This window comes from Pseudomonas sp. SIMBA_067 (assembly GCF_046534675.1).
In the GTDB taxonomy this organism is placed as follows: domain Bacteria; phylum Pseudomonadota; class Gammaproteobacteria; order Pseudomonadales; family Pseudomonadaceae; genus Aquipseudomonas; species Aquipseudomonas putida.
This window is the reverse complement of sequence record NZ_JAWRYH010000014.1, coordinates 52020-65917: the sequence shown is the minus strand read 5'-3', so window position 1 is coordinate 65917 and position 13898 is coordinate 52020. Positions and strand designations below refer to the sequence as shown.

Here is a 13898-nt window from a genome sequence, read left to right as displayed (position 1 = left end):
CGGCAATCAGTGCAAGGCCTCTTCGGCCTGCTGGATGGCGGCGAATTCCTCTTCCGGCGTGCCCGCGACCAGGTGGTGGCGGCTGTAGAAAGCAAAGTAGGCAATTAGTACCGCATAGATCACTGCGGCGCCAATCACCACCCGTGGGTCGACCAGGAAGCCGGCAACCACGGCGATGCACGCCAGCACCAGCGCCACACCTGAAGTGAAGATGCCACCGGGGGTGCGGTACGGGCGCTCCATCTTCGGCCGGCGGATGCGCAGGGTGATGTGCGCGGCCATCATCAGCACATAGGACAGCGTAGCGCCGAACACCGCCACCAGGATCAGCAAGTCGCCCTGGCCGGTCAGCGACAGGGCAAAGCCGATGATGCCGGGGATGATCAGGGCCAGCACCGGGGCCTTGCTTTTGTTGGTCTCCGACAGTTTGCGCGGCAGGTAGCCGGCACGGGACAGGGCAAAGATCTGCCGGGAATAGGCATAGATGATCGAGAAGAAGCTGGCGATCAGCCCGGCCAGGCCGACCAGGTTGACGAAGCCGCCCATCCAGGTGCTGCCGCCGTAGGCCTTGGACAGCGCTTCAACCAGCGGGTTGCCGGATGCCTTCAGCGCTTCGGAGCCTGCACCGCCGGGGCCGACCACCAGGATCAGCAGGGCGAAGGCCAGCAGTACCAGCATGGCGCCGATCAGGCCGCGTGGCAGGTCACGCTTGGGGTTCTTGGTTTCTTCGGCAGCCAGCGGCACGCCTTCGACGGCAAGGAAGAACCAGATGGCGTAAGGGATGGCCGCCCACACGCCGACATAGCCGAACGGCAGGAAGCTGCTGGCGCCTACTGCGTCCGTTTTGGCGATGTCGAACAGGTTGGCTGCATCAAAATGGGGCACCATGCTCACCAGGAACACCGCCAGGGCGATGGCGGCGACGGCGGTGATGATGAACATCAGTTTCAACGCTTCACCCACGCCGAAGATGTGGATGCCGATGAACACGATATAGAACGCCAGGTAGATCACCCAGCCGCCGATGCCGAACAGTGACTCGCAATAGGCGCCGATGAACACGGCGATGGCCGCGGGCGCAATGGCGTATTCGATGAGGATTGCCGTGCCGGTCAGGAAGCCGCCCCATGGGCCGAAGGCACTGCGGGCAAAACCGTAGCCGCCGCCTGCGGTGGGGATCATCGACGACAGTTCGGCCAGCGAGAAGCACATGCACAGGTACATGGTGGCCATCAGCAAGGTGGCGAGGAACATGCCGCCCCAGCCGCCCTGGGCCAGGCCGAAGTTCCAGCCGGCATAGTCGCCGGAGATGACATAGGCCACGCCCAGGCCGACCAGCAGTACCCAGCCGGCGGCGCCTTTTTTCAGTTCACGTTGCTGGAAATAGTCCGACCCGACTTTTTCGAAGTCGACGGAAGAGCCTGCCGGCGAGCCGGCGGAATGATCGCTTGGCATAGATTCACCTGTTGTTTTTCTTGGTGGCCGGAAGGGTTCGGGCCGATGGTGATGTGTACTGCAGGAAGCGAGCCAGAGCGGTTGGTGCACGGTTGCCGCTCTGGGTTTTGTGTAGATCAGGTCCGGCCTCTTCGCGGGCTTGCCCGCTCCCGCAGGTATTGCATCGGTTCTGGAAGCAACGATGAACCTGTGGGAGCGGGCGAGCCCGCGAAGGCCGCGACGCGGTTTAGAAGAAGCCCAACGGGTTGATGTCGTAGCTCACCAGCAGGTTCTTGGTCTGCTGATAGTGATCCAGCATCATCTTGTGGGTCTCACGGCCGACGCCGGACTTCTTGTACCCGCCAAACGCCGCATGCGCCGGGTACAGGTGGTAGCAGTTGGTCCACACACGCCCGGCCTTGATCCCGCGGCCCATGCGGTAGGCACGGTTGATGTCACGGGTCCACACGCCGGCACCCAGGCCGAACTCGGTGTCGTTGGCAATCGCCAGTGCTTCGGCTTCGTCCTTGAAGGTGGTGACGCTGACCACCGGGCCAAAGATTTCTTCCTGGAACACGCGCATCTTGTTGTTGCCCTTGAGCAGGGTCGGCTGGATGTAGTAACCGGTGGCCAGCGAGCCTTCCAGCTTCTCGACCTTGCCGCCGGTCAGCAACTCGGCGCCTTCTTCCTGGGCGATCTGCAGGTACGAGAGAATCTTCTCGAACTGCTGCTGCGAAGCCTGGGCGCCGACCATGGTGTCGGTGTCCAGCGGGTCGCCGCGCTTGATCTGCAGCACCTTCTTCATCACCACTTCCATGAACTGCGGGTAGATCGACTCCTGTACCAGGGCACGCGACGGGCAGGTGCACACCTCGCCCTGGTTGAAGAACGCCAGCACCATGCCCTCGGCAGCCTTCTCGATGAAGCTTGGCTCGGCCTGCATGATGTCTTCGAAGTACACGTTCGGCGACTTGCCGCCCAGCTCGACGGTGGACGGGATGATGTTTTCGGCCGCGCATTTCATGATGTGCGAGCCCACCGGGGTAGACCCGGTGAAGGCGATCTTGGCGATACGCTTGCTGGTGGCCAGGGCTTCACCGGCTTCGCGGCCGTAGCCTTGCACCACGTTGAGTACGCCAGGTGGCAGCAGGTCGCCGATCACTTCCAGCAGCACGGTGATGCCCAGTGGCGTCTGCTCGGCAGGCTTGAGCACCACGCAGTTACCGGCGGCCAGCGCAGGCGCCAGCTTCCAGGCCGCCATCAGGATCGGGAAGTTCCACGGAATGATCTGCCCGACGACGCCCAGCGGCTCGTGGATGTGATAAGCCACGGTGCCTTCGTTGATCTCGGCAGCGCCGCCTTCCTGGGCGCGGATGCAGCCGGCGAAATAGCGGAAGTGGTCGACGGCCAGCGGAATGTCGGCGTTGAGGGTTTCGCGGACAGGTTTGCCGTTGTCCCAGGTTTCGGTGATGGCCAGCAGTTCAAGGTTCTGCTCGATGCGGTCGGCAATCTTCAACAGCACGTTGGAGCGGTCCTGCACTGAAGTGCGGCCCCAGGCGTCGGCAGCGGCGTGGGCAGCGTCGAGCGCTTTATCGATGTCTTCGGCAGTGGAGCGGGGGAATTCGGCAATCAGTTTGCCATTCACCGGGGACGTATTCTCGAAGTACTGCCCCTGGACCGGAGCTACGAACTCGCCACCGATGTAGTTGCCGTAGCGGTTCTTGAAGGAAACCTTCGCGCCGTCGGTACCGGGATGTGCGTAACGCATGGTGTGTCTCCTGGCTGTTATGTTTGTTGAGGAGTTGAGAAGCGTAGAGCAAAGGTTGGGCCAGCGTTGGGCACCCCAGGCAAATCAATGATTTGGGTCAGTTGCCCGGCCCCGGTGAGCGGCCGTTGTGCCAGCGCCGGTACACGCGGGGGTGACACTTTGTGCCATTTGCGATACGTCACGGCAGGCTGCATTGCAAAGCCTTCCCGGGTGGAGGATGCTGATGTGACTCTCTATCTGCAGAGAACTACAACAATGCAGAGCAATCATTTCAGTCGCCATGCCCAGCAAGTCCATACCGTTGCCCATGGTGGCGCCGGGGAGGGCGGCAGTGACCCGTCCATCGCCCGCTCCTGGCTGCGTTGCCTGGAGGACTACCACCTCGACCCTGCTGTGATCGCGGCCCCGGTGGTGCTTGAGCACGGGCGCCTGCTGGAAAGCCGCGAGCGCCTGCGCCAGGTGCTGCAAATTGCCGACCCTGAAATGAACAGCCTGCACCAGCAGCTTTCCGGGGCCGGCCATGCGGTACTGCTGACCGACGCCCGCGGGGTGATCCTCAACTGCGTCAGCGCGCCCACCGAGCGGCGCAGCTTCGAGCGTGCCGGGCTGTGGCTGGGCGCCGACTGGAGCGAAGCGCGCGAGGGCACGAACGGCATCGGCACCTGCCTGGTCGAGCGCCAGGCCCTGACCATCCACCAGAACGAGCACTTTCGTGGCCGCCATACCGGCCTGACCTGCTCGGCCAGCCCGGTGTTCGACCCCCATGGCGAACTGCTGGCGGTGCTTGATGTGTCGTCGGCCCGGCCCGATGTTTCGCGCCAGAGCCAGTTCCACACCATGGCGTTGGTCAACCTTTCGGCGAAGATGATCGAAAGCTGCTATTTCCTGCGCCATTTCGAGCAGCAGTGGCTGCTGCGTTTCCACCTGCAGGCCGAGTCGGTCGGCCTGTTCAGCGAAGGGCTGCTGGCCTTCGACGGTGACGGGCGCATCTGCGCGGCCAACCAGAGCGCGCTGAACCTGCTGGGTACCGTGCGCGGTGGCGTGCTGGGCAAACCCGTGCAGCGCTTCTTTGCCTGCAGCCACGACGAGTTGTTCAACCGCGCCATGCCCGCAGGCAGTACGGTCTGGCCGCTACGCACGGTGGACGGCCGCCAGGTGTTCGCCAGCCTGCGCGGCAAGGCACGTACGCCGGTGTGGTCTGTGCCCACCGCCTACCGCCAGCCCGTGCGCGAGGTGGAACCGGCCATCTGCCTGCTCGACCCGGCGTTGCACAACGATTTTCGCCGCTGCGTGCGGGTGTTCGAGCGTGACGTGCCGTTGCTGCTGCGCGGCGAAACCGGTTGTGGCAAGGAGGCGTTCGCCCAGGCCGTGCACCAGGCCAGCGAGCGGCGCGGCAAGCCGTTTGTCGCCATCAACTGCGCCTCGATCCCGGAGAGCCTGATTGAAAGCGAGCTGTTCGGTTACCGCGGTGGCAGCTTTACCGGCGCACGCAAGGAAGGCATGCGCGGCAAGCTGTTGCAGGCTGACGGCGGGACCTTGCTACTGGACGAGATCGGCGACATGCCGCTGGCCCTGCAAACCCGCCTGCTGCGGGTGCTGGAAGAGCGCCAGGTGGTGCCGATCGGGGGTGAACCGCAAGCGGTTGACGTGCGCATTGTCAGCGCTACCCACCGCCACCTGCTGGAACGGGTGGAGCAGGGCAGTTTCCGCGAGGACCTGTATTACCGCCTCAATGGCCTGGAGGTGGCGTTGCCGGCGGTGCGCGATCGCAGTGACAAGGCGCAGTTGCTGGACTTCCTGCTGCGTCAGGAGGCGCAGGGGCATCGGGTCGAGCTGGAGCCCAGTGCGCGCCAGGCGCTGCTGGACTTCACCTGGCCGGGGAACGTGCGGCAGATGCGCAATGTGCTGCGTACATTGGTAGCGCTTTGCGAAGATGCCCGAATCATGTTCTCGGATCTCCCCGCCGTCGTCCGCGAGGGCTTTGCCCTGGATCGCCGGCAAGCCAGCTCCCACCCCGACCACACTGGCTTCAAGCCATTTGTAAATCCAGGGGGGTCCGGCTTGCCTGCGACAAGGCCAGAACCGGCGCTAGAAGGCAGTTGCACCTACAGGGTAAACAGTGCTTTCGAAGCTGACGCTGCACCTGTGGGAGCTGGCTTGCCGGCGATAGGGCCGGCAGCGTTGAAAGAGGCCGAGCGCCATGCGCTGCTGGCGACCCTGGAGGCAAAACACTGGCATCTGACCCGCGTCGCCGAGCTCCTGGGCATAAGCCGCAATACCTTGTATCGAAAACTGCGCAAACACGGCATCACCAGGGCCGACTGAGCGAAACAGCGGGTGCGATTTGTCGCGCCCTGGGCTACCCTGCCTCGATGTTTTGCGAGGTCGACCATGCATATTCACATTCTCGGTATTTGCGGCACTTTCATGGGTTCGCTGGCGGTGCTGGCCAAGGAACTTGGCCATCGCGTCACCGGCTCGGACGCCAACGTCTATCCCCCGATGAGCACCCAGCTCGAAGCCCAGGGCATCGAGTTGACCCAAGGCTATGACCCAGCCCAGCTGGACCCGGCGCCAGACCTGGTGGTCATCGGCAATGCCATGTCGCGTGGCAACCCGGCCGTGGAGTACGTGCTGAACAAGGGCCTGCCTTATGTGTCCGGCCCGCAATGGCTGGCGGACCACGTGCTGCAAGGCCGCTGGGTACTGGCCGTTGCCGGCACTCATGGCAAGACCACCACCAGCAGCATGCTGGCCTGGGTGCTGGAACATGCCGGCATGAGCCCGGGCTTCCTGATTGGAGGTGTGCCGCAGAACTTCTCGGTGTCGGCGCGCCTGGGCGACACGCCGTTCTTCGTGGTCGAAGCCGATGAATACGACAGCGCCTTCTTCGACAAGCGCTCGAAGTTTGTCCACTACCACCCACGTACCGCGATCCTCAACAACCTTGAGTTCGATCATGCGGACATCTTCCCGGACCTGGCCTCGATCGAGCGGCAGTTCCACCACCTGGTGCGCACCATCCCGGGCGAAGGCCTGGTCATTCACCCCACCACCGAGCAAGCGCTGGAGCGGGTCATCGGCATGGGCTGCTGGACCCCGGTACAGACGACCGGTGAAGGTGGCCAGTGGCAGGCGCGCCTGCTCAGCCCCGACGGCTCGCGTTTCGAAGTGCTGTTCGAGGGTGAGGCGCAGGGTGTGGTGGACTGGGCAATGACTGGCCAGCACAACGTCGCCAACGCCTTGGCTACCTTGGCAGCGGCCCGCCATGTTGGCGTGGTGCCGGCCATGGGTATCGAAGGCCTGAGCGCCTTCAAGAGCGTCAAGCGGCGCATGGAAAAGGTTGCCGAAGTACAGGGCGTGACCATCTACGATGACTTCGCCCACCACCCGACCGCCATCGCCACCACCCTCGACGGCCTGCGCAAGCGCGTTGGCGAGGCGCCGGTGATTGCCGTGATCGAACCACGCTCCAACTCGATGAAGCTCGGCGCCCACCGTGACGGTTTGCCGGAAAGCGTCAACGACGCCGATCAGGTGATCTGGTACGCCCCGGCCAACCTCGGCTGGGACCTGGCCGCCACTGCGGCGAAGTGCAAGGTACCGAGCGTGGTGGCCGACAGCCTCGACGCGATCATCGAGCGGGTCAAAGGTCAGGCACGCCCGGGCACCCACGTGGTGATCATGAGCAACGGCGGCTTCGGTGGCCTGCACGGCAAGCTGGCCGAGGCCCTGAAGTGAGCGGGCCGGAACGCATCACCCTGGCCATGACGGGCGCCTCGGGCGCCCAGTATGGCCTGCGCCTGCTCGATTGCCTGGTGCGCGAGGACCGTGAGGTGCATTTCCTGATCTCCAAGGCAGCGCAACTGGTCATGGCCACCGAGACCGACGTGGTGCTGCCGGCCAAGCCCCAGGCGATGCAGGCATTCCTTACCGAATACACCGGCGCCGCCGATGGGCAGATCCGTGTGTACGGCAAGGAAGACTGGATGTCGCCGGTAGCCTCCGGCTCCGGCGCCCCGGCGGCGATGGTAGTGGTGCCCTGTTCCACCGGCACCCTGTCGGCGATTGCCACGGGGGCTTGCAACAACCTGATCGAACGCGCTGCCGACGTTACCCTCAAGGAGCGGCGCCAGCTGATCCTGGTGCCGCGCGAGGCGCCGTTTTCCACCATCCACCTGGAGAACATGCTCAAGCTGTCGCAAATGGGTGCGGTGATCCTGCCGGCGGCGCCCGGCTTCTATCACCAGCCGCAGACCATCGACGACCTGGTCGACTTTGTCGTTGCGCGCATTCTCAACCTGCTGGCCATTCCCCAGGACATGTTGCCGCGTTGGGGCGAGCACCACTTCGGGGTGGATGATTGAAGCGAGCGCTGTTGGGGGTGGCGGCGCTGGTGATGCTGGGTGGCTGCGCCACGGTGCGCACGCTGGATGCTGCAAAACCTGGGGCGCCGGTGGTGTATGCCGGTACCCGGCTGGATTTGTACGTGATCAATGGCGGGTGCTGCCCGCGCGATCATTACGGGGCTGATGCACCGGCGTATCCACGCCTGGACCTGCCTGGCAGCATGCTTCTGGATACCCTGTTGTTGCCGTTGTCATTGCTGACTGCGGCCGGTGTCGGCTTCCAGGCCACCGGCGGCCTGTGACGGCCCTTTCGCGGGCTTGCCCGCGAAGAGGCCCTTTCAGGTGACGCTTATATCTTGCCCAACTTGCGAAGCTCATCCGACTCCACAATCCGCACCCCGTCCTCTTCCTCCAGCGCCAACCGCCACAAGGCCCGGGCCAAGGTACACGCCTCGATCCCCCGGTACTTGCCAGGTATCAACCTCGAAAACGGCGAAACCAGTTGTTCTGCCAGCCGTGGCTCGATTCGCTCGCCCAGCAGCAATGACGGCCGCACGATGGTCAGTTGCGGCCAGTCCTGCGCCTTGAGCGCCTCTTCCATTTCGCCCTTGACCCGGTTGTAGAAAATCGACGATTTCGGGTCGGCGCCCAGCGCACTGACCACCAGCAGATGCCGCGCGCCCATCTCCCGGGCACGCTTGCTGAACGCCACTACCATGTCCAGGTCCACTGCGCGGAAGGCCGATTCGGAGCCGGCCTGTTTCAGCGTGGTGCCCAGGCAGCAGTAAGCGATATCGACCCGCCCGGCCAGCTGTGGAAGGAATACCGCCGGGTCGCCCACCGGGTTTTCCAGGTGCGGGTGCTCGGCCAGCGGCCGGCGCGTAGGCGCCAGTACGCGGGTGATGGTGGGTTCGTTGAGCAGGCGGTCCAGCAGGTGTTCACCGGTCAGGCCGGTAGCACCGGCAAGCAGGACATGCTGAGGCGTCAAATACATGATGTCTCTCCCTTGTTACACACAAGTCTAGTGGCTGCCAGGTGTTTTTGCCTGTGCCCCCACGTTGGCCTGTGCGGCGTTACGCAATGCTTCTTCGGCCTGTTGCCGGCGCAGGTGCTGCCAGTGTTCCAGTACTGCTGGCGGTGCCCACAGCTGCGGCTCCGAGGCCTCGAAGCCTTCCCTTTGTTCTCTTTCGGCAACGCTGGAGCGTGCCAGTTCAAACGCCTGTTTCAGGTCGTCGGTCTGGTTCAGTGCTTCTGCGAACAACGCATCGCCAAAGTAGGTGAAGTCGGCTTCTTCCGAGCACCCGAAGGATACGCGGTCGGCCCGGGCGGCGGTCATGATCACCGTGCGATCGTCCTTGAGCGGGGCGATGTAGCCCCCTGAATAGCAAGCCGAGATGACGATTACCTTGTCGCGGTCCTTCAATGGCGCCAGGGCAGTGGCCAGTTCGTCGGCAGAAAGGTCGGCCAGTTGCAGGCGCGGCTGGTCGAGCACCAACTGATGGTCCTGGCTGCCATGGCTGGTGAGGTAGATGAACACCAGGTCTTCGGGGCCGCTGCGTTCGGCCAGGGTACTGGCGGCGCGGGTGAGGTTCTCGCGGGTGGCCATGGGGCGGGTGGCCATGTGGTCACGGTGGTTGACCAGGGTCACCTGGCCGCGGGCGCCAAAGCGCACCTTGAGCATGTTGCTGACGTAGTCGGCTTCGCGCAGGAACACGCTTTGCTGGCCATCGCCGGCCACCACCAGGCTGTACAGCTGGATGGGCGGCGTTGAGCGCGGTACCCGGGCCAGCGCCTCTTCCAGCAGCCGGCCCTGGTTGAGCAGGGCCAGGTCCAGTGGGTCAGGCAGCAGCTTGCCTTTCTGATCGCGTACGCGCACACCGTTGGCCCAGGTGCCACCTTCGACCTGGCCGCTTGGCAAGGTCAGCTGCCCATGGCCATGGTAGGCATCGTTCAGGAAACCGCCGACGTAGGTGCTGCCGTCGGCCAGTTGCAGGCTGCCCCGGCCCGACAGGCGCCAGTCGACGAATTCGCCCTTGTAGTGGCTGCCGTCACTGCCCAGCAGTTCGCCTTCACCCATCAGCGCGCCGTCCTTGAATTCGCCGATCCATACATCGCCATCGGCGTTTTCGTAGCGGCCCCGGCCTTCCAGGCGATTGTCCTTGAACTCACCGATGTACTGCTCGCCGTCGACGCTGTCGTACGTGCCGCTGCCTTGCAGCTGGCCGTTGACGAAGCGGCCACTGAACTGGTTGCCGCTGGCATCGCTGCGCACCCCGGCGCCGTTGGGCTTGCCCTTGGCGAACAGGCCCTGGTAGCGGCTGCCGTCGGCCAGTTCCAGCTCGCCCGCGCCATCGTACAGGTCGTCCTTGAACTGGCCGCGGTAGGTCTGGTCGGCTTGCTTGAGCGTGCCTTCGCCGTCGCGGCGGCCGTGCTTGAAGGTGCCGCCATAGTGGCTGCCCGGCGTGGTCAGGTCGCCCAGCCCCTGGAACAGCCCCTCGGCGAACTGGCCACGGTACACCTCGCCGTTCTGGCCATGCCATTCGCCCTGGCCATGCCACTGGCCGTCCTTGAAGCCGCCGGCGTACCAGCTGCCGTTGGGGTAGTCGATACGGCCCTCGCCCTGCAGCAGGCCATCAACCACCTGCCCCCGGTAACGCCCCCCGTCCGGCAGGCGTGCGTCCGGCGCAAGCAGCGATTCGCCATCGCCACAGGCGGCGAGCAGCAGGACCAGGGTAATGGGGAGCAGTGGACGCATGGCGAGGACCGGGCAATAGGTCTGCCGAGTATGACGCAGAATAAGGGGCCGAGACAGATAGGGCATAAGCAGATGAGACAACAGGCCGGCGCGGCGAGATGGCTGCGAGATGGCTGCGAGGTGAATGTCGGGGGATCGAGGGTGGGCAGACAGGCGCATGCCTTGGGTTGTTCATTGCCTGTGAGATCGAGCGCCGCCCGCGCGGCGCTTCGCAGCACAAGGCTGCTCCTACATTTGTTTCGGGCCAGTACTACCTGAACCTTTTCCGCGCGGCCCCAGCTGCTCTTCATCAATCTCCTGTCATACATCCAGGGGGCGCGCGCCTAGGGTGCAGGAGTGACTGGCCCGAAACAAATGTAGGAGCAGCCTTGTGCTGCGAAGCGCCGCGCGGGCGGCGCTCGATCTCACAGACACGCAAGAGCTCAAGTCATACCCTTCAATGCCCCCGCAAAAAATCCGCCATCCTCCGATTCACCTCTTCAGCCGCCTCCATCTGCACCATATGCCCAGCCTCGGGCAGCACCAGTACTTCTGCCTCCAGGCCTTCGGCATGGCTGGCCGGGATGATCGCGTCCTTGCCGCCCCACACCACCAGTGCCGGATGCTGCCCCAGCACCCCGCGCAGGTCGTGGCGCTGGCGGTCGCCGTCGGCAATGGCTGATGCCAGCTGGCGCAAGGCGTCATCAACACCTTCCAGGCGCTTGAACTTGAGCATGTCCTCCAGCATTTGCCGGGTGACCAGCGCCGGGTCGGCAAACAGTTGCACCATCTGCGGTTTGAGGGCGTTGCGGTTGGCGGCGGCGACGAAGCCTTGCAAGTACTGCCCGTTGATCGCTTCGCCCAGGCCGGCACTGGCGACCAGGCTGAGGCTGGCCACCCGCTGCGGCGCCAGGCGTGCCACGTTGAGGCTTACCGCGCCGCCCATGGAATGGCCCGCCAGGTGGGCCTTGGCGATGTCCAGGTGGTCGAGCAGGGTCAGCACGGTTTCGCTCAGTTCATCCAGGTCGCCCCGCTGCAGGGCCTTGGCCGACTCGCCGTGCCCCGGCAGGTCGAGTGCGATCACGCGGCGTTCAGCGGCCAATGCCGGGTGGTTGAACAGCCAGTTGTTGAGGTCGCCGCCAAAACCGTGCACCAGCACCAGCGGCGTGCCACCTTCCCCCAACTCGAACCAGCGCAGCAGGCGGCCGCCAACCTCTGCCTTCTGTGGGGCCGGCCCCTGGGCCTGATCGGCGCCCCCCTCGGCGACGAACTCGGCCTGGAAGCGCTGCACCAGCGCATCGATTTCGGCTTCTTCGGCTTCGCCTTCCACCACCACGGCCAGCAACGCGCCCACTGGCAGGGTTTCATCCGGCTTGGCCACCTGGCGGCGCAACACGCCACTGAACGGGGCTTCGACGCTGCTGCTGATCTTGTCGGTCTCGACGTCCAGCACCTCGTCGCCCTTGTTGATTTCGTCACCCTCCTGCTTGAGCCAGGTATCCACCCGGCCTTCGGTCATCGACAGGCCCCACTTGGGCATGGTCAGGGTATGGATCTGGCTCATGCGGCACTCCTTGCGGCTTCGATCACCTTGCGCACGGCCGCTTCGATCTTCGCCGCGTCAGGGATGTACAGGTCTTCCAGGGCATCGGAGAACGGCACCGGGGTGTGCGGTGCAGTGACCATCTCGATCGGGCCCTTGAGTGCGCCGAAGGCCTTCTGCGCCACCAGCGCGCTGATGTCGGTGGCCATCGAGCAGCGCGGGTTGGCTTCGTCGATCACCACCAGGCGGCCGGTTTTTTCCACACTTTCAAGAATGCTGTCTTCGTCCAGCGGGCTGGTGGTGCGCAGGTCCAGCACTTCGCAGTCGATGCCCTGGCGGGCCAGGTTGTTGGCGGCTTCAAGTGCTACATGGACCATGCGCCCATAGGTGACCAAGGTCACATCGTCGCCATCACGCAGGAAGTTGGCCTCACCGAACGGCACGGTGTACACCTCTTCCGGCACCTCGCCCTGCATGCTGTACAGCAGCTTGTGCTCACAGAAGATCACCGGGTCGTTGTCGCGGATCGCCTGTATCAGCAAGCCCTTGGCATCGTAAGGGGAAGAAGGGCACACCACCTTCAGGCCGGGGATGTGCGTCCACAGCGAGGTGAGCATCTGCGAGTGCTGGGCGGCCGCACGCAGGCCGGCGCCGTACATGGTGCGCATCACCAGCGGGGTGACCGCCTTGCCGCCGAACATGTAGCGAAACTTGGCAGCCTGGTTGAGGATCTGGTCCAGGCAGCAGCCGGCAAAGTCCACGAACATCAGTTCGCACACCGGGCGCAGGCCTTGGGTGGCGGCACCGACGGCAGCGCCGACGTAGCCGATTTCCGATAATGGAGCGTCCAGCACGCGGCCGGGGAACTGGTGATACAGGCCCTTGGTCACGCCCAGCACGCCACCCCAGGCGTCCTCCTCGCCGGGTGCACCGGCACCGCCGGCGACGTCTTCACCAATGATGAACACCGTGTTGTCGCGGCGCATTTCCTGGGCCAGGGCTTCGTTGATGGCCTGCTGGTAGCTGATCTTTCTTGCCATGGTGGTTCTCCTGTTGTTCTTGTAATCCGCGGCTCAGGGGTAGCTGACGTAGACGTCGGTGAGCAGGTCGGCGGGCTGTGGCTTGGGGTCGGACTTGGCGCGGCGCACGGCGTCTTCGATCAGGTCCTCGATGCGCGCGTCTATGGCGTCCAGTTGCTCGGCAGTGAGCAGGCCGGCGCGGGTGGTCTTGTTGCGGAACTGCATCAGGCAGTCGCGGGATTCGCGCAGGTTCTTCACTTCATCCGGCGCGCGGTAGGTTTGCGCATCGCCTTCGAAGTGGCCGTAGTAGCGGCTGAGCTTGACCTCGATCAGTGACGGCCCTTGCCCGGCACGGGCGCGCTCGATGGCGGCGCCGGCGGCCTCGTACACGGCAAAGAAGTCGAAGCCGTCGATGGTGACGCCCGGCATGCCGAAGCCGGCTGCGCGGTCGGCAATGTGGTCGCAGGCGACGGACCAGTTGGAGGCTGTGGCCTCCGCGTAGCCGTTGTTCTCGGCCACGAAGATGCACGGCAGGTTCATGATCGACGCCATGTTCATGGCTTCGAACACGGCGCCTTCGTTGGAAGCGCCATCGCCGAAGAAGGCTACCGACACGTCATCACGGCCCTTGAGTTTGGCTGCCAATGCCGCCCCGGCCACCAGCGGTGCACCGGCGCCGACGATGCCGTTGGCACCGAGCATGCCTTTTTCCAGGTCGGCAATGTGCATCGAGCCGCCTTTGCCGCCGCACACGCCGGTTTTCTTGCCATAGATCTCGGCCATCATGCCGTACACATCCACCCCCTTGGCGATGCAGTGGCCATGGCCGCGGTGGGTCGAGGCGATGCAGTCGCTGTCGCGCAGGTGGGCCATGACCCCGGCGGCGGAGGCTTCTTCGCCGGCGTACAGGTGGACGAAGCCGGGGATCTCGCCAGTGGCGAACTCCACGTGCAGGCGTTCTTCGAAGGCGCGGATGGTGCGCATCACTTCATAGGCATGCAGCAGTTGTTCGGTACTGAGTTGATTGGACATCTTGTTGTTCTCCAGGGTT

11 protein-coding genes are annotated in these 13898 nt (G+C 64.5%); 4 read left to right on the top strand and 7 right to left on the bottom strand.

Features of this window, described 5'->3' with window-relative positions:
- Positions 1-6 precede the first annotated feature (6 nt).
- Both eat and SB765_RS24435 read right to left on the bottom strand, forming a co-directional pair.
- Positions 7-1455, bottom strand: a complete 1449-nt coding sequence (eat, locus tag SB765_RS24440; protein WP_049277561.1) for an ethanolamine permease — start codon at positions 1453-1455, stop codon at positions 7-9.
- 226 nt (positions 1456-1681) lie between these two features.
- A complete protein-coding gene (locus SB765_RS24435; RefSeq protein ID WP_341797458.1) occupies positions 1682-3202 on the bottom strand; it encodes an aldehyde dehydrogenase family protein in 1521 nt (506 codons plus the stop codon).
- Positions 3203-3457: 255 nt separating this feature from the next.
- Between SB765_RS24435 and SB765_RS24430 the strand changes: the two genes are divergently transcribed.
- The 4 genes from SB765_RS24430 (at position 3458) to SB765_RS24415 (ending at position 7853) form a co-directional block, all read left to right on the top strand.
- Complete coding sequence (locus SB765_RS24430; RefSeq protein ID WP_410932065.1) at positions 3458-5527, top strand: sigma-54-dependent Fis family transcriptional regulator; 2070 nt, start codon at positions 3458-3460, stop codon at positions 5525-5527.
- Between the two features lie 66 nt (positions 5528-5593).
- Positions 5594-6943 carry a UDP-N-acetylmuramate:L-alanyl-gamma-D-glutamyl-meso-diaminopimelate ligase gene (mpl, locus tag SB765_RS24425; RefSeq protein ID WP_234229288.1) on the top strand — a complete coding sequence of 450 codons (1350 nt, stop codon included), beginning with the start codon at positions 5594-5596 and terminating at the stop codon, positions 6941-6943.
- The gene (ubiX, locus tag SB765_RS24420; protein ID WP_019472370.1) at positions 6940-7569 is read left to right on the top strand and encodes a flavin prenyltransferase UbiX; all 630 of its coding nucleotides are present in this window, start codon (positions 6940-6942) and stop codon (positions 7567-7569) included. Before mpl ends, ubiX begins: the two co-directional genes overlap by 4 nt.
- Positions 7566-7853: a YceK/YidQ family lipoprotein gene (locus tag SB765_RS24415; RefSeq protein ID WP_049277555.1), complete on the top strand. Its 288-nt coding sequence runs from the start codon at positions 7566-7568 to the stop codon at positions 7851-7853. The genes ubiX and SB765_RS24415 overlap by 4 nt, the downstream gene beginning before the upstream one ends.
- A gap of 47 nt (positions 7854-7900) precedes the next feature.
- On the opposite strand, the gene SB765_RS24410 is transcribed toward SB765_RS24415, so the two are convergent.
- The 5 genes from SB765_RS24410 to SB765_RS24390 all read right to left on the bottom strand — a co-directional run bounded on the left by SB765_RS24410 (position 7901) and on the right by SB765_RS24390 (position 13879).
- Positions 7901-8545 carry an oxidoreductase gene (locus SB765_RS24410; protein ID WP_016497847.1) on the bottom strand — a complete coding sequence of 215 codons (645 nt, stop codon included), beginning with the start codon at positions 8543-8545 and terminating at the stop codon, positions 7901-7903.
- A 27-nt stretch (positions 8546-8572) separates the two neighbouring features.
- On the bottom strand, positions 8573-10306 hold the full coding sequence (locus tag SB765_RS24405) for a C13 family peptidase (RefSeq protein ID WP_341797461.1): 1734 nt from the start codon (positions 10304-10306) through the stop codon (positions 8573-8575).
- A gap of 436 nt (positions 10307-10742) precedes the next feature.
- Complete coding sequence (locus SB765_RS24400; RefSeq protein WP_341797462.1) at positions 10743-11849, bottom strand: acetoin dehydrogenase dihydrolipoyllysine-residue acetyltransferase subunit; 1107 nt, start codon at positions 11847-11849, stop codon at positions 10743-10745.
- Positions 11846-12868: an alpha-ketoacid dehydrogenase subunit beta gene (locus SB765_RS24395; RefSeq protein ID WP_043199305.1), complete on the bottom strand. Its 1023-nt coding sequence runs from the start codon at positions 12866-12868 to the stop codon at positions 11846-11848. The genes SB765_RS24400 and SB765_RS24395 overlap by 4 nt, the downstream gene beginning before the upstream one ends.
- Positions 12869-12901: 33 nt before the next feature.
- On the bottom strand, positions 12902-13879 hold the full coding sequence (locus SB765_RS24390) for a thiamine pyrophosphate-dependent dehydrogenase E1 component subunit alpha (RefSeq protein WP_016497852.1): 978 nt from the start codon (positions 13877-13879) through the stop codon (positions 12902-12904).
- Between the last annotated feature and the right edge of the window lie 19 nt (positions 13880-13898).